Origin of the sequence: Shigella sp. FJ200513, from assembly GCF_040495915.1 — a bacterium.
GTDB lineage: Bacteria > Pseudomonadota > Gammaproteobacteria > Enterobacterales > Enterobacteriaceae > ECMA0423.
The window spans coordinates 1-16,086 of record NZ_JBDYCV010000086.1; the positions used below are offsets into that span (position 1 = coordinate 1).

15 protein-coding genes and 4 pseudogenes are annotated in these 16,086 nt (G+C 50.0%); 15 read left to right on the top strand and 4 right to left on the bottom strand.

All coding sequences use genetic code 11. The features are described 5' to 3' along the window. Nucleotides 1-57 carry an IS1 family transposase gene (locus ABZJ92_RS22495; RefSeq protein ID WP_003032489.1) on the top strand — a complete coding sequence of 19 codons (57 nt, stop codon included), beginning with the start codon at nucleotides 1-3 and terminating at the stop codon, nucleotides 55-57. A gap of 15 nt (nucleotides 58-72) precedes the next feature. On the opposite strand, the pseudogene ABZJ92_RS22500 reads toward ABZJ92_RS22495, so the two are convergent. Next, nucleotides 73-144 (bottom strand): annotated as a pseudogene (locus ABZJ92_RS22500) (hypothetical protein); the annotation flags it as partial. Nucleotides 145-523: 379 nt separating this feature from the next. On the opposite strand from ABZJ92_RS22500, the gene citC reads away from it, so the two are divergent. The 10 genes and pseudogenes from citC to yldA all read left to right on the top strand — a co-directional run bounded on the left by citC (nucleotide 524) and on the right by yldA (nucleotide 9,047). Then, complete coding sequence (citC, locus tag ABZJ92_RS16210; RefSeq protein WP_000467685.1) at nucleotides 524-1,582, top strand: [citrate (pro-3S)-lyase] ligase; 1,059 nt, start codon at nucleotides 524-526, stop codon at nucleotides 1,580-1,582. 14 nt (nucleotides 1,583-1,596) lie between these two features. After that, a complete protein-coding gene (gene citD, locus ABZJ92_RS16215; RefSeq protein ID WP_000700701.1) occupies nucleotides 1,597-1,893 on the top strand; it encodes a citrate lyase acyl carrier protein in 297 nt (98 codons plus the stop codon). Continuing rightward, nucleotides 1,890-2,798 (top strand): citrate (pro-3S)-lyase subunit beta, encoded by a 909-nt coding sequence (gene citE, locus ABZJ92_RS16220; RefSeq protein WP_005052881.1) that lies wholly within the window; start codon nucleotides 1,890-1,892, stop codon nucleotides 2,796-2,798. The genes citD and citE overlap by 4 nt, the downstream gene beginning before the upstream one ends. 10 nt (nucleotides 2,799-2,808) lie before the next feature. Further along, nucleotides 2,809-4,341 carry a citrate lyase subunit alpha gene (gene citF, locus ABZJ92_RS16225; RefSeq protein ID WP_005052882.1) on the top strand — a complete coding sequence of 511 codons (1,533 nt, stop codon included), beginning with the start codon at nucleotides 2,809-2,811 and terminating at the stop codon, nucleotides 4,339-4,341. A 3-nt stretch (nucleotides 4,342-4,344) separates the two neighbouring features. After that, nucleotides 4,345-4,895: pseudogene (citX, locus tag ABZJ92_RS16230) on the top strand (citrate lyase holo-[acyl-carrier protein] synthase). Continuing rightward, on the top strand, nucleotides 4,870-5,748 hold the full coding sequence (gene citG / locus ABZJ92_RS16235; RefSeq protein ID WP_000062461.1) for a triphosphoribosyl-dephospho-CoA synthase CitG: 879 nt from the start codon (nucleotides 4,870-4,872) through the stop codon (nucleotides 5,746-5,748). Before citX ends, citG begins: the two are co-directional and overlap by 26 nt. A gap of 50 nt (nucleotides 5,749-5,798) precedes the next feature. Then, nucleotides 5,799-7,261, top strand: a pseudogene (gene citT, locus ABZJ92_RS16240) (citrate/succinate antiporter CitT). Between the two features lie 113 nt (nucleotides 7,262-7,374). Further along, complete coding sequence (gene rna, locus ABZJ92_RS16245; protein ID WP_005052886.1) at nucleotides 7,375-8,181, top strand: ribonuclease I; 807 nt, start codon at nucleotides 7,375-7,377, stop codon at nucleotides 8,179-8,181. A gap of 228 nt (nucleotides 8,182-8,409) precedes the next feature. Further along, the gene (gene rnk, locus ABZJ92_RS16250) at nucleotides 8,410-8,820 is read left to right on the top strand and encodes a nucleoside diphosphate kinase regulator (RefSeq protein WP_000089731.1); all 411 of its coding nucleotides are present in this window, start codon (nucleotides 8,410-8,412) and stop codon (nucleotides 8,818-8,820) included. A gap of 137 nt (nucleotides 8,821-8,957) precedes the next feature. Further along, a complete protein-coding gene (gene yldA, locus ABZJ92_RS16255) occupies nucleotides 8,958-9,047 on the top strand; it encodes a small membrane protein YldA (RefSeq protein ID WP_000796528.1) in 90 nt (29 codons plus the stop codon). 3 nt (nucleotides 9,048-9,050) lie between these two features. Here the strand turns inward: yldA and ABZJ92_RS16260 are convergent, their stop codons facing one another. Next, nucleotides 9,051-10,289 (bottom strand): zinc-dependent alcohol dehydrogenase, encoded by a 1,239-nt coding sequence (locus ABZJ92_RS16260; protein ID WP_000646166.1) that lies wholly within the window; start codon nucleotides 10,287-10,289, stop codon nucleotides 9,051-9,053. Nucleotides 10,290-10,509: 220 nt separating this feature from the next. Between ABZJ92_RS16260 and uspG the strand changes: the two genes are divergently transcribed. Continuing rightward, a complete protein-coding gene (gene uspG / locus ABZJ92_RS16265) occupies nucleotides 10,510-10,938 on the top strand; it encodes a universal stress protein UspG (protein WP_000276167.1) in 429 nt (142 codons plus the stop codon). A 120-nt stretch (nucleotides 10,939-11,058) separates the two neighbouring features. On the opposite strand, the gene ahpF is transcribed toward uspG, so the two are convergent. Continuing rightward, nucleotides 11,059-12,624, bottom strand: a complete 1,566-nt coding sequence (ahpF, locus tag ABZJ92_RS16270) for an alkyl hydroperoxide reductase subunit F (RefSeq protein ID WP_005052887.1) — start codon at nucleotides 12,622-12,624, stop codon at nucleotides 11,059-11,061. A gap of 244 nt (nucleotides 12,625-12,868) precedes the next feature. Then, nucleotides 12,869-13,432 (bottom strand): alkyl hydroperoxide reductase subunit C, encoded by a 564-nt coding sequence (ahpC, locus tag ABZJ92_RS16275; RefSeq protein WP_000052796.1) that lies wholly within the window; start codon nucleotides 13,430-13,432, stop codon nucleotides 12,869-12,871. 371 nt (nucleotides 13,433-13,803) lie between these two features. On the opposite strand from ahpC, the gene dsbG reads away from it, so the two are divergent. The 3 genes and pseudogenes from dsbG to ABZJ92_RS16290 all read left to right on the top strand — a co-directional run. Then, a complete protein-coding gene (dsbG, locus tag ABZJ92_RS16280) occupies nucleotides 13,804-14,550 on the top strand; it encodes a thiol:disulfide interchange protein DsbG (RefSeq protein WP_005052888.1) in 747 nt (248 codons plus the stop codon). Between the two features lie 209 nt (nucleotides 14,551-14,759). Beyond that, nucleotides 14,760-15,662: a DNA-binding transcriptional repressor CitR gene (gene citR, locus ABZJ92_RS16285; protein ID WP_353765448.1), complete on the top strand. Its 903-nt coding sequence runs from the start codon at nucleotides 14,760-14,762 to the stop codon at nucleotides 15,660-15,662. A 146-nt stretch (nucleotides 15,663-15,808) separates the two neighbouring features. Further along, nucleotides 15,809-16,012 (top strand): annotated as a pseudogene (locus ABZJ92_RS16290) (phosphoadenosine phosphosulfate reductase); the annotation flags it as partial. Between the last annotated feature and the right edge of the window lie 74 nt (nucleotides 16,013-16,086).

Consider the following 16,086-nt stretch of genomic DNA (forward strand, 5'->3'; position numbering starts at 1 on the left):
GTGGAGCTGCATGACAAGGTCATCGGGCATTATCTGAACATAAAACACTATCAGTAAGTTGGAGTCATTACCCAAAAAGATACGCAGCGGAAATGCCAGTCTTTGGAAAAATGCAAACTGTTTATTCTCGTTAAGCTGCAACATTGTTTTCCTTGCGGGTTGTCCCGAGCCTCTTTGACGGATGTAATTAAAATGTTGAATCAAAATACATAGATATTAATTATGATCGTGGCAAATTTTATTCATTAAATCAATTAAATCACTTAAACCTGCGAGTCATTTCGTAATTACATTAATTAAAAAACTTAAAACCATTAAATAAATAAAAAACCACTAACTCTATGTGAAATAAATCAAAATTTCACGCCGAAATACTCCTTAGGATGTATAGCAAAAGGAGAAAAAGATATACCTCGATCACCCCCCTTTCTCCCAAGTGAAAATAAAAGGTTATCAGTTTGCAACATTGAACAACATTCGTTGCAAATCGATAACAACATGCACCTTCAGGATACTATTTATTATGTTCGGCAATGATATTTTCACCCGCGTAAAACGTTCAGAAAATAAAAAAATGGCGGAAATCGCCCAATTCCTGCATGAAAATGATTTGAGCGTTGACACCACAGTCGAAGTATTTATTACCGTAACCCGCGATGAAAAGCTTATCGCGTGCGGTGGAATTGCCGGAAATATTATTAAATGCGTTGCTATCAGTGAATCCGTTCGCGGTGAAGGACTGGCGCTGACATTAGCCACTGAACTGATAAACCTCGCCTATGAGCGGCACAGCACGCATCTGTTTATTTATACCAAAACCGAATACGAGGCGCTGTTCCGCCAGTGCGGTTTTTCCACGCTGACCTGCGTACCCGGCGTGATGGTGCTGATGGAAAACAGCGCCACGCGACTGAAACGCTATGCCGAATCGCTGAAAAAATTTCGTCATCCAGGGAACAAGATTGGCTGCATTGTGATGAACGCCAATCCCTTTACGAATGGTCACCGTTATCTGATTCAACAAGCTGCGGCACAGTGCGACTGGTTGCATCTGTTTTTAGTCAAAGAAGATTCTTCACGCTTCCCCTATGAAGACCGGCTGGATCTGGTGTTAAAAGGCACCGCCGATATTCCACGCCTGACTGTGCATCGCGGCTCAGAATACATCATCTCCCGCGCTACGTTCCCTTGCTACTTCATTAAAGAACAGAGCGTCATTAACCATTGTTACACCGAAATTGATCTGAAGATTTTCCGTCAGTACCTCGCTCCCGCGCTTGGTGTAACTCACCGCTTTGTCGGTACTGAACCCTTTTGTCGCGTTACCGCCCAGTACAACCAGGATATGCGCTACTGGCTGGAAACGCCGACTATCTCCGCAGCGCCCATCGAACTGGTTGAAATTGAGCGGCTGCGTTACCAGGAGATGCCGATATCCGCTTCCCGGGTACGTCAACTGCTGGCGAAAAACGATCTCACGGCTATCGCGCCGCTGGTCCCTGCAGTCACGCTGCATTATTTGCAGAACCTGCTTGAGCACTCCCGCCAGGACGCGGCAGCTCGTCAAAAGCCCCCCGCATGAGAAACAGGTGAAAAATGAAAATAAACCAGCCCGCCGTTGCAGGCACCCTTGAGTCTGGGGATGTGATGATACGCATCGCCCCACTCGATACGCAGGATATCGACCTGCAAATCAATAGCAGCGTTGAGAAACAGTTTGGCGATGCAATTCGCACCACCATTCTGGACGTTCTCGCCCGCTACAACGTGCGCGGCGTACAGCTGAATGTCGATGACAAAGGCGCACTGGACTGCATTTTACATGCACGACTGGAAGCCCTGCTGGCACGCGCCAGCGGTATCCCGGCTCTGCCATGGGAGGATTGCCAATGATTTCCGCTTCGCTGCAACAACGTAAAACTCGCACCCGCCGCAGCATGTTGTTTGTGCCTGGTGCCAATGCCGCGATGGTCAGCAACTCCTTCATCTACCCGGCTGATGCCCTGATGTTTGACCTCGAAGACTCCGTGGCATTACGTGAAAAAGACACCGCCCGCCGCATGGTTTATCACGCGCTGCAACATCCGCTGTATCGCGATATTGAAACCATTGTGCGTGTCAACGCGCTGGATTCCGAATGGGGTGTTAACGACCTGGAAGCCGTCGTTCGCGGTGGTGCGGACGTTGTGCGTCTGCCGAAAACCGATACCGCTCAGGATGTTCTGGATATTGAAAAAGAGATCCTGCGTATAGAAAAAGCCTGTGGTCGTGAACCCGGCAGCACCGGCCTGCTGGCGGCGATTGAATCTCCGCTGGGCATTACCCGCGCAGTGGAAATCGCTCACGCTTCCGAGCGTTTGATCGGTATCGCCCTCGGTGCAGAAGACTATGTGCGCAACCTGCGTACAGAACGCTCCCCGGAAGGAACTGAACTGCTGTTCGCACGCTGTTCCATTTTGCAGGCCGCGCGCTCTGCGGGTATTCAGGCGTTCGATACCGTCTATTCCGACGCTAACAACGAAGCCGGATTCCTGCAAGAAGCCGCCCACATCAAACAGCTGGGCTTTGACGGCAAATCGCTGATCAACCCGCGTCAGATTGATCTGCTGCACAACCTCTACGCACCGACCCAGAAAGAAGTGGATCACGCCCACCGCGTCGTAGAAGCCGCTGAAGCCGCCGCTCGCGAAGGCCTCGGCGTGGTTTCCCTGAACGGCAAGATGGTGGACGGTCCGGTTATCGATCGCGCCCGTCTGGTGCTCTCCCGTGCAGAACTTTCCGGCATCCGCGAAGAATAAGGCAATCAAAATGACGCAGAAAATTGAACAATCTCAACGACAAGAACGGGTAGCGGCCTGGAATCGTCGCACTGAATGCGATCTTGCCGCTTTCCAGAACTCACCAAAGCAAACCTACCAGGCTGAAAAAGCGCGCGATCGCAAACTGTGCGCCAACCTGGAAGAAGCGATTCGTCGCTCAGGTTTACAGGACGGCATGACGGTTTCCTTCCATCACGCTTTCCGTGGCGGTGACCTGACCGTCAATATGGTGATGGACGTCATCGCGAAGATGGGCTTTAAAAACCTGACCCTGGCGTCCAGCTCCCTGAGTGATTGCCATGCGCCGCTGGTAGAACACATTCGCCAGGGCGTGGTTACCCGCATTTATACCTCTGGCCTACGCGGTCCACTGGCGGAAGAGATCTCCCGTGGTCTGCTGGCGGAACCGGTGCAGATCCACTCTCACGGCGGTCGTGTGCATCTGGTACAGAGCGGCGAACTGAATATCGACGTGGCTTTCCTCGGCGTCCCGTCCTGTGATGAATTCGGTAATGCCAACGGCTACACCGGTAAAGCCTGCTGCGGCTCCCTCGGCTATGCAATGGTTGATGCCGACAACGCAAAACAGGTCGTGATGCTTACCGAAGAACTGCTGCCTTATCCGCATAATCCGGCAAGCATTGAGCAAGATCAGGTTGATTTGATCGTCAAAGTTAATCGCGTTGGCGATGCTGCAAAAATCGGCGCTGGTACTACCCGTATGACCACTAACCCGCGCGAACTGCTTATTGCCCGTAGCGCTGCGGATGTGATTGTCAACTCTGGCTACTTCAAAGAAGGTTTCTCCATGCAAACCGGCACCGGCGGCGCTTCGCTGGCGGTAACCCGTTTCCTGGAAGACAAAATGCGTAGCCGCGATATTCGCGCCGACTTCGCCCTCGGCGGTATTACCGCGACGATGGTTGATCTGCACGAAAAAGGTCTGATCCGCAAACTGCTGGATGTGCAGAGCTTTGACAGCCATGCTGCGCAATCGCTGGCCCGTAACCCCAATCACATCGAAATCAGCGCCAACCAGTACGCTAACTGGGGTTCGAAAGGCGCATCGGTTGATCGTCTCGACGTGGTGGTACTGAGCGCGCTGGAAATTGACAGGCAGTTCAACGTTAACGTGCTGACCGGTTCTGACGGCGTACTGCGTGGCGCTTCCGGTGGTCACTGCGATACCGCGATTGCCTCTGCGCTTTCCATCATCGTCGCGCCACTGGTACGCGGTCGTATTCCGACTCTGGTGGATAACGTGCTGACCTGCATCACCCCGGGCTCCAGTGTCGATATTCTGGTCACAGACCACGGTATCGCAGTTAACCCGGCACGTCCGGAACTAGCAGAACGTCTGCAGGAAGCGGGCATTAAAGTGGTTTCCATTGAGTGGCTGCGCGAACGTGCGCGTCTGCTGACCGGTGAACCACAGCCGATTGAATTCACCGACCGCGTCGTTGCCGTTGTGCGTTACCGCGATGGCTCGGTGATCGATGTTGTGCATCAGGTGAAGGAATAAGCCATGCACCTGCTTCCTGAACTCGCCAGCCACCATGCGGTGTCAATTCCCGAGCTGCTCGTCAGCCGGGATGAAAGGCAAGCACGGCAACACGCCTGGCTCAAGCACCATCCTGTTCCACTGGTCTCCTTTACCGTGGTTGCGCCTGGGCCGATTAAAGACAGCGAGGTCACACGCCGAATTTTTAATCATCGCGTGACAGCCTTGCGTGCCTTAGCCACAAAGCAGGGCTGGCAAATTCAGGAGCAGGCTGCACTGGTTTCCGCCAGCGGGCCGGAGGGCATGTTGAGCATTGCCGCCCCGGCTCGCGACCTCAAGCTCGCCACCATTGAGCTTGAACATAGTCATCCTCTCGGGCGGTTATGGGATATCGATGTCCTGACGCCCGAAGGCGAAATTCTCTCCCGCCGCGACTATTCACTGCGCCTCGCCGCTGCCTGTTGTGCGAGCAAAGCGCAGCCGTCTGCGCGCGTGGAAAAACCCATCAACTGACCGATTTACTCAACCGCATGGAGGCACTGCTGAACGATGTCGATGCCTGCAACGTCAACTAAAACCACAAAGCTTGCGACGTCATTAATCGATGAGTACGCCCTGCTGGGCTGGCGCGCCATGCTGACTGAAGTCAATCTGTCACCGAAACCAGGCCTCGTGGATCGCATTAACTGCGGTGCGCACAAAGATATGGCGCTGGAAGATTTCCACCGCAGCGCGCTGGCGATTCAGGGCTGGTTACCCCGTTTCATTGAATTTGGTGCCTGTAGTGCAGAAATGGCACCGGAAGCGGTACTCCACGGATTACGCCCAATTGGTATGGCTTGCGAAGGTGATATGTTCCGCGCCACTGCGGGCGTAAACACGCATAAAGGCAGCATTTTTTCTTTAGGGCTGCTATGTGCGGCAATTGGCCGTTTGCTTCAGCTCAACCAGCCGGTTACGCCAACAACCGTTTGTTCTACGGCGGCAAGTTTCTGCCGTGGCCTGACCGATCGCGAACTGCGTACCAATAATTCACGACTGACGGCAGGTCAACGGTTGTACCAGCAGCTTGGCCTTACCGGCGCACGCGGTGAAGCCGAAGCAGGTTATCCACTGGTGATCAACCACGCCTTGCCGCATTACCTCACTCTGCTGGATCAGGGGTTAGATCCTGAACTGGCATTGCTCGATACCTTGCTCCTACTGATGGCTACCAACGGCGATACCAACGTTGCATCGCGCGGTGGCGAGGGGGGCCTGCGCTGGCTACAGCGCGAGGCGCAAACATTATTGCAAAAAGGGGGCATTCGAACCCCCACCGATCTCGATTATCTCCGGCAGTTCGACAGGGAGTGTATCGAACGAAATCTCAGTCCAGGCGGCAGTGCCGACCTGCTGATCCTTACCTGTTTTTTAGCACAGATTTAATTATTTAAGCACTTGATAAATTTGGAAATATTAATTTTCGGAGAACCCGTATGTCTTTAGCAAAAGATAATATATGGAAACTATTGGCCCCACTGGTGGTGATGGGTGTCATGTTTCTTATCCCTGTCCCCGACGGTATGCCGCCGCAGGCATGGCATTACTTCGCTGTGTTTGTGGCAATGATTGTCGGCATGATCCTCGAGCCAATTCCGGCAACAGCGATCAGTTTTATTGCGGTTACTATTTGCGTTATTGGCAGTAATTACCTGCTCTTTGATGCCAAAGAATTAGCTGACCCAGCGTTTAATGCGCAAAAACAGGCGCTGAAATGGGGCCTGGCTGGTTTTTCCAGCACCACGGTATGGCTGGTATTTGGCGCATTTATTTTTGCATTAGGGTATGAAGTTTCCGGGTTAGGTCGTCGCATTGCCCTTTTCCTGGTGAAATTCATGGACAAACGCACGCTGACGTTGGGTTATGCGATTGTCATTATCGACATTCTGCTGGCACCGTTTACACCGTCCAACACCGCGCGTACCGGGGGTACGGTTTTTCCGGTCATTAAAAACCTGCCGCCGTTGTTTAAATCATTCCCGAACGATCCGTCCGCGCGTCGTATTGGCGGCTATTTGATGTGGATGATGGTCATTAGTACCAGTCTGAGTTCGTCCATGTTTGTCACCGGTGCGGACCAAACGTGCTGGGTCTGGAGTTCGTCAGCAAAATTGCCGGTATCCAGATTAGCTGGTTGCAGTGGTTCCTCTGCTTCCTGCCGGTTGGGGTTATCTTGCTTATCATTGCGCCGTGGCTTTCCTACGTGCTGTACAAACCGGAAATCACACACAGTGAAGAAGTGGCAACCTGGGCGGGTGATGAACTAAAAACCATGGGTGCGCTGACACGCAGAGAGTGGACGCTGATTGGCCTTGTATTGCTCAGCTTAGGTTTGTGGGTATTTGGCAGTGAAGTCATTAATGCTACTGCGGTTGGTCTGCTGGCAGTTTCGCTAATGCTGGCTCTGCACGTTGTGCCGTGGAAAGACATTACCCGCTATAACAGCGCATGGAACACGCTGGTCAACCTGGCAACTCTGGTTGTGATGGCTAACGGCCTGACTCGTTCTGGTTTTATTGACTGGTTCGCCGGTACCATGAGTACGCACCTGGAAGGATTCTCACCAAACGCAACGGTGATTGTACTGGTTCTGGTGTTCTACTTTGCACACTACCTGTTTGCCAGCCTGTCTGCGCACACCGCAACCATGCTGCCGGTTATTCTGGCCGTCGGTAAAGGTATTCCGGGCGTACCAATGGAACAACTGTGTATCCTGCTGGTGCTGTCTATCGGTATCATGGGCTGTCTGACGCCGTATGCAACCGGTCCTGGGGTGATTATTTACGGCTGTGGCTATGTGAAATCAAAAGATTACTGGCGTCTTGGCGCAATCTTCGGGGTGATTTACATCTCTATGTTGCTGTTGGTTGGCTGGCCGATTCTCGCCATGTGGAACTAATACGTTCGCCAAACGCTGAATAAATCATCACGCCCGCCAGGTAAGCCCACCTGGCGGGCTTTTTTATGATTTAATAGATAGTATTCAGTGTATGTATGAGTTCCACACCCATTATGAAAGCATTCTGCCGTAACGCCGCGTTGCTCGCGGTTTCTCTGCTTCCCTTATCTTCTGCCAACGCCGTAGCGTTGCAGGCAAAACAGTATGGCGATTTTGATCGCTATGTCCTGGCCCTCTCCTGGCAAACCGGATTTTGCCAGAGTCAACACGATCGAAATCGTAACGAACGAGATGAATGTCGCCTGCAAACCGAAACGACCAACAAAACTGATTTTCTGACCGTACATGGTCTGTGGCCAGGATTGCCTAAATCGGTTGCTGCCCGTGGTGTTGATGAACGCCGCTGGATGCGCTTCGGTTGCGCTACTCGCCCAATCCCGAATCTACCAGAAGCACGCGCCAGCCGAATGTGTTCATCGCCGGAAACCGGGTTATCACTGGAAACGGCCGCTAAACTAAGTGAAGTCATGCCAGGAGCTGGCGGACGTTCCTGCCTGGAACGCTACGAATATGCCAAACACGGTGCCTGCTTTGGTTTTGATCCGGACGCATACTTCGGTACGATGGTACGCCTGAATCAAGAAATTAAAGAGAGCGAAGCCGGAAAATTCCTTGCGGATAATTACGGTAAAACAGTGAGCCGCCGTGACTTTGACGCCGCCTTTGCCAAAAGCTGGGGAAAAGAGAACGTGAAAGCAGTTAAGCTAACGTGCCAGGGTAACCCTGCGTATTTGACTGAAATTCAGATCTCGATCAAAGCTGACGCCATCAACGCTCCGCTTTCTGCAAACTCATTCTTGCCACAACCTCACCCAGGTAACTGTGGCAAAACCTTTGTGATTGATAAAGCGGGTTATTAATCCTCTGATTTACAAAACACGCTAATTCGTCTTCCATAACCATGCCGATTAAGAATTATACATAATGCGCTGCATTGAGGAATTCCCTGAATGTGACGCAAATCACTTCAAAGAGTGAGCAACAGTCAGTATCATCATGTGAGTTAAACCCTCGCCGCCTGACGGTGAGGGTTTTCTTTTGGGTATGTTTATCTGCGACACTCGCAGTACCGACGACATGGAGTAAAAATGTCCAGACCAACTATCATCATTAACGACCTGGATGCCGAACGCATCGATATTCTGCTGGAGCAACCCGCCTATGCTGGTTTGCCAATCGCCGACGCGTTAAACGCAGAGTTGGATCGCGCCCAAATGTGTTCGCCAGAAGAGATGCCACACGACGTGGTGACAATGAACAGCCGGGTTAAATTCCGCAATCTTAGCGATGGCGAAGTGCGTGTGCGCACGCTGGTGTATCCGGCAAAAATGACCGATAGCAATACTCAGCTTTCCGTTATGGCTCCGGTAGGTGCCGCACTGCTGGGGCTGCGCGTTGGCGATTCCATTCACTGGGAACTTCCGGGCGGCGTTGCAACCCACCTTGAAGTGCTGGAACTCGAATACCAGCCAGAAGCTGCTGGCGACTACCTGCTTTAATCCCATCTGCACAAGCGATAACTCGCTTTGCCCAGAGGATGCACTCGCATCCTCTTTACGCAAAATCAGCAATTTTTCCTGGTTCTCACTGTTCACTTTTGCTGCAAAATTATTCCGTTTCGTTTGTGGGAATAACCATGGCAGAAGCATTTTACATCCTGATAGGATTTCTGATTATGGCGGCGATTATCGTCATGGCTGTCCTTTACCTCGAAAACCACTCCTGACGATCATATTGTTCCCCCCGGCATCGCATTCACCAGACCTGAAACCGCCTTCTGCGCCGCCTCTGCGCTTTGTGCACCGGGTACCAGAATCACCTTACGGCACTCCTCTTCACGTTTTTCGAAAATCTCATATCCCCGGGCGGCCTCTTCAAACGGCATATAGTGGGTAACAATTTCTTCTGGTTTCAGTAATCCTTTCTCAATTAACGGTAATAATTCTCCCAGCCATGCGTGAACGTGGGTCTGTCCCATTTTAAACGTCAACCCTTTATCAAAGGCGTCGCCAAACAGGAAACCGTGAATAAATCCAGCGTAGACGCCCGGTACGCTAACAATGCCGCCACGCCTGACCGCCGCAATACACTGGCGCAACGCTTTACCGCTGCTGCCCTCCAGTTTCAGGTTAGTCAGCACCGTTTCCGTGGTGCTGCCTTTCGCTTCAAAACCGACGGCGTCTATTACTGCATCCACGCCCCGGTGACCTGCCGTTTGTTCAATAATTGACTGTGCCGGATCGCTATCTTCATCGAAATTAATCGGGATCGCGCCGTAGCGGTCAGCGGCGAAACGCAAGCGGTAGGGATGATGATCAACAACAAAAATCTGTTCCGCACCGAGCAACCGTGCACAGGCGATTGTCAACAATCCCACAGGACCAGCACCATAGACTGCAACGCTTGAACCTTGTTGGATCTGCACATTTTTTGCTGCCTGCCATGCCGTTGGCAGAATATCAGAAAGGAAAAGGGCTTTATCATCTGAAAGCAAAGGCGGTACTTTAAACGGCCCCACATTCCCTTTCGGGACGCGGACATATTCCGCCTGCCCGCCAGGAACGCCACCATACAGGTGACTATAACCAAACAATGCCGCGGGAGCAGGTATCTGTTTTTTATTGAGCGCAGCGCCTTTACCCGCATTGGTATTTTCGCAGGCGGCATATTGCTGTAATCGACAGAAAAAACAGTCGCCACAAGCAATGACGAACGGAATTACCACCCGGTCGCCTTTTTGCAAATTTTTTACGTCCTTCCCGGTTTCAACGACTTCCCCCATAAATTCATGACCAAAAATATCGCCATGTTTAACCTGGGGTATTTTGCCTCGATAAAGATGGAGGTCAGAGCCACAGATCGCCGTTACCGTAATACGCAGAATAATATCATCTGCCTGTTCAATGCCCGGATCGGGAACATTTTCTACCTGAACGTGATGTGGGCCGTGATAAGTCAATGCTTTCATGCAACCTCCAGAGACAGTTCAAAAAAGAGTCAGTCTTTAAGGGTAGCTATCACAGCGGGAAAACGGGCGGTACCGCAGGTTTTGGGAGAATTCCTAGTGTTCAGTGAGAATATATTAATCACAGAAACCGTTCGTAAGGAAAAAGAACCAGACAAATATCAGGGATAAATATTATAATCATGGAGAATGATTTGTTCATGATTAACAGGGAGAAAGGGTTATGTATAAGGCAATCATTATGCCAGTTGATGTATTTGAAATGGAATTGAGCGACAAAGCTGTTCGCCACGCTGAATTCCTCGCCCAGGATGACGGAGTTATTCATCTACTTCACGTACTACCCGGGTCAGCCAGCCTGAGCCTGCACCGTTTTGCCGCTGATGTGCGTCGTTTTGAAGAGCATCTGCAACATGAAGCAGAAGAACGTCTGCAAACGATGGTCAGCCACTTCACCATCGATCCTTCCCGCATTAAACAACATGTCCGTTTTGGTAGCGTGCGGGATGAAGTCAATGAGTTGGCAGAAGAACTGGGGGCTGATGTTGTAGTTATCGGTTCTCGCAACCCATCGATTTCGACCCATCTGTTAGGTTCTAACGCCTCGAGCGTGATCCGCCACGCCAATCTGCCTGTACTGGTCGTTCGCTAACAGATAAAAGTATTTATGCCGCCCTGCCTGGAACATCCCGGCAGGGCTTTTTAATGCCATAAAAAAGCCGCCAGGTTTGACCCCGGCGGCTAAGCAATTGCAGGTGAATCTTACTTCTTCTTATGCAGTTTTGGTGCGAATCAGGTAGTCAAAAGCACTCAGAGAGGCTTTGGCACCTTCGCCAGTGGCGATGATGATCTGCTTGTACGGAACCGTCGTACAGTCACCCGCTGCGAACACGCCTTTGACGTTGGTTTCACATTTCGCATCAATGATAATCTCGCCCATGCGGTTACGTTCGACTGCGCCTTCCAGCCAGTTGGTGTTCGGCAGCAGACCAATCTGGACAAAAATACCGGCCAGTTCGATGTTGTGAATATTGCCGCTGACACGATCTCGATATTCCAGACCAACGACTTTGCTGCCGTCGCCTTTCACTTCCGTGGTTTGCGCATTCAGAATAATGTCGACGTTTTTCAGGCTGCGCAGTTTGTCCTGCAGAACCTGGTCGGCTTTCATTTCTGGCGCAAATTCCAGCAGCGTTACGTGCTCAACGATACCCGCCAGGTCGATTGCCGCTTCCACGCCGGAGTTACCGCCGCCGATAACCGCTACGCGTTTGCCTTTAAACAGCGGGCCGTCGCAGTGCGGGCAGTAGGTCACGCCTTTAGTGCGATACTGATCTTCGCCCGGAACGTTCATGTTGCGCCATTTTGCACCCGTCGCCACGATAATGCTGCGTGCTTTCAGTACCGCGCCAGAAGCTGTTTCAATCTGGTGTAGACCACCTTCAACCGCTGCCGGGATCAGTTTGCTGGCGCTCTGGCTGTCGATCACATCAACGTCGTATTCATCAACGTGAACTTTCAGTGCGCCTGCCAACTTCTGCCCTTCAGTCTTCGGTACAGAAATGTAGTTTTCGATATCAACGGTATCGAGGATCTGACCACCAAAACGTTCGCCCATCAGACCGGTACGGATGCCTTTACGTGCGGAGTAAATTGCTGCCGCTGCACCCGCCGGGCCGGAACCAACGATTAATACGTCATAAGCATCACGCTTGTTCAGCTCTTCTGCCGCACGATTTTCCGCGCCAGTATCAATTTTGGCAACGATTTCAGTCAACGTCATGCGGCCCTGACCAAACTCTTTCCCGTTTACGAACACTGCCGGAACGCCCATCACGTTGCGATCGGTGATTTCGTTCTGGAAGGTGCCGCCGTCAATTGCAGTGTGCTTGATGCGCGGGTTCAATACGCTCATCAGGTTCAGCGCCTGCACCACGTCCGGGCAGTTATGGCAAGAGAGCGAGTAATAGGTTTCGAATTCAAAATCACCGTCAATATGGCGAATCTGCTCCAGCAGAGACTGCGCTTCTTTCGACGGATGACCACCGGTCCACAGCAACGCCAGTACCAGCGAGGTGAACTCGTGGCCCAGCGGGGAGCCTGCAAAACGTGGTCCCTGGTTGGAACCTGGGTTGGTGATCAGGAAAGACGGCTTACGCACTGGCAAGCTGTTATCTTCTTTAAAGGTGACTTTGTCTGACAGTTCTGCGATTTCAGCCAACAGTTCCTTGATTTCTGCCGATTTAGCGCTGTCATCCAGCGTGGCAATTAACTCAACAGGCTTGGTCAATTTCTCAAGGTAAGCCTTGAGTTGAGTTTTCATATTTGTGTCGAGCATGTTTATCTCCTGGGCTTTAAACATCATCATGCAAGCGGCCTCTGCGGCTACCTGGATGCAGCTTGCATCATGGTGCGGGGAAGAAAATCGGGTGCCGCAGCACCCGAAGAATTAGGTGAATTTCCGAAGTATTTCGCGTCAGAGCAAGGCGACTAGCCTGTGAATCCCCGGGAGCTTACACAAGTAAGTGACCGGGGTGAGCGGGCGACGCCAACGCCGCTATGGCGTGAAAGACGAAGGAAATTTAGATTTTACCAACCAGGTCCAGAGACGGAGCCAGAGTTGCTTCACCTTCTTTCCATTTAGCCGGGCAAACTTCACCTGGGTGAGAAGCTACGTACTGAGCTGCTTTGATTTTACGCAGCAGATCAGACGCGTCACGGCCAATGCCTTCAGCGGTAACTTCGATTGCCTGGATGATACCCTGCGGGTCAACAACGAAGGTCGCACGGTCAGCCAGACCTTCATCTTCACGCATGTTGTCGAAGTTACGGGTCAGGGCGCCAGTCGGGTCGCCGATCATCGCATATTTGATTTTAGCGATGGTTTCAGAGCTGCTGTGCCATGCTTTGTGGGTGAAGTGAGTATCGGTAGATACTGCGTATACGTCTACGCCCAGTTTCTGCAGTTCTTCGTAGTGGTCAGCAACGTCACCCAGTTCGGTCGGGCATACGAAAGTAAAGTCAGCCGGGTAGAAGAAGAAGACGCTCCAGCGGCCTTCGGTATCTTTTTCGGTGATTTCGATGAATTCGCCGTTTTTGAATGCCTGGTTTTTAAAAGGTTTAATTTTGGTGTTAATCAAGGACATCTATACTTCCTCCGTGTTTTCGATGAGATGTAAGGTAACCAATTTTTGCCGATTCGGCTAATGCGTTTCCATTATCAAATCGATAAGTTTTACCTTACAACCTTCGTAAGACAACTTTGTGAACTTTGCACCGCCAGCGGCGATAAAAAGTAAAATGGCCCCCTTTCCAGGTGACCGTGTAATCTGAACTACCCTTTGGTATCTTCAGCGCCTGCCTGCAGGCTGAGGTGTTGCCCTTACAAATGCAACAACGACATGGATTACAACACCCTCATAAACAAAGGGCAATCACCTGATCTAAGCTCTTACCTATGACAGTGATAGGTTATGCCTTTTACTCGACTTTTGCACTGACTGAAAAGAACAAATTAATGTTAAAAAAGATACTTTTACTGGCTCTGCTTCCTGCAATCGCCTTCGCAGAGGAACTTCCTTCCCCAGTAAAAGCGATTGAAAAACAGGGCATTACAATCATCAAAACGTTCGATGCCCCCGGAGGAATGAAAGGTTATCTCGGAAAGTATCAGGATATGGGCGTCACCATCTACCTGACTCCCGATGGTAAGCACGCTATCTCTGGTTACATGTACAACGAGAAAGGTGAAAACCTGAGTAACACACTTATCGAAAAAGAAATTTACGCACCAGCCGGACGCGAAATGTGGCAACGGATGGAACAATCCCACTGGCTCCTCGACGGTAAAAAAGATGCGCCGGTCATTGTCTACGTCTTCTCCGATCCGTTCTGCCCATATTGTAAACAGTTCTGGCAGCAGGCGCGCCCGTGGGTAGATTCTGGCAAAGTGCAATTAAGAACATTGTTGGTTGGGGTTATCAAGCCAGAAAGCCCGGCGACAGCAGCGGCAATTCTTGCCTCCAAAGATCCCGCAAAAACCTGGCAACAATATGAAGCCTCTGGTTGCAAGCTTAAGCTAAACGTGCCTGCAAACGTAAGTACAGAGCAAATGAAAGTGTTAAGTGACAATGAGAAACTGATGGACGATCTGGGGGCAAATGTCACGCCGGCTATCTATTACATGAGTAAGGAAAATACGCTGCAACAGGCCGTGGGGTTGCCCGATCAGAAAACGCTTAATATCATTATGGGAAATAAATAAAAGGTAATTCATGGATGGTTGAACTATATCCCTGCTTTTCAACCATCCTAAAAAAGCATGAATTTCTCGCTCTACCCTAAGTGGCTGTGCTATTTTAGAAAAACTTAATCCTGAGTTAAGCAAAAAAACATAATCAATAAAAATACATACGCAAAAAACATTGATTAAGTGAATATACCATGGAAGAAAAATATAAACCGGAGTAGTGTATGGCCAATCTCTACGACTTGAAAAAGTTCGACTTAAATCTTCTTGTCATATTTGAGTGTATTTACCAGCATTTAAGCATTAGCAAAGCTGCTGAATCACTATATATCACCCCATCAGCCGTGAGCCAGTCGTTACAACGCTTACGTGCGCAATTTAATGACCCTTTATTCATTCGCTCAGGAAAAGGTATCGCGCCGACGACAACAGGGTTGAATCTGCATCACCATCTTGAGAAAAACCTCAAAGGCCTTGAACAAACAATTAATATAGTCAATAAGTCCGAACTAAAGAAAAACTTTATTATCTACGGCCCTCAGCTCATTTCTTGCTCTAATAATAGTATGCTGATCCGCTGCCTACGGCAAGATGCCTCTGTCGAGATTGAGTGCCATGATATCCTCATGTCAGCAGAGAATGCTGAAGAACTGTTGGTTCACCGCAAAGCCGATCTGGTGATCACCCAAATGCCAGTGATCAGCCGTTCCGTCATTTGCATGCCATTGCATACAATTCGCAATACTCTAATTTGTAGTAATAAGCATCCGCGAATTACTGACAATAGCACTTATGAACAAATTATGGCAGAAGAGTTCACCCAATTAATAGCCAAATCAGCAGGAGTTGATGATATTCAAATGGAAATAGACGAGAAGTTTATGAATCGCAAAATTTCATTTCGTGGTTCCTCTTTGCTGACAATAATTAATAGCATTGCAGTTACAGATTTACTGGAAATAGTCCCCTATGAACTTTATAACTACCACCGTGACTTTCTTAATTTAAAAGAGATAAAACTAGAACATCCGTTACCTTCAATAAAGCTTTACATTTCCTATAATAAATCTTCTTTAAATAATTTGGTGTTCTCCCGATTTATTGACCGTCTAAATGAGAGTTTTTGATATATAACTATAGACAGCTACTATAACTTTCATCTATTTATTCACAGCGCGAATGAAAAATAAAACACTCTGCTTTACAGTGTTTACTTTATAATTAACAGTCTTATCTCACTGTTCACCCTGTAACGTTCAGAGAGCGTCTTCAGATGTCTATTTATAAAATTCCTCTTCCGCTCAATATTCTGGAAGCTGCACGAGAGCGTATTACCTAGACACTCAACACCCTACCCCGCGTTTGTGTCTCATTTTCTGGCGGCAAAGACTCTGGTTTAATGCTGCATCTGACAGCCGAACTTGCCCGACAAATGGGCAAAAAAATCTGCGTTTTGTTTATCAACTGGGAGGCGCAATGAATCGCCACGGATAATCTAGACACTTCCGAGCCGTTGATAATACTGGTTTTCATATTCTGTCGGTGACATCT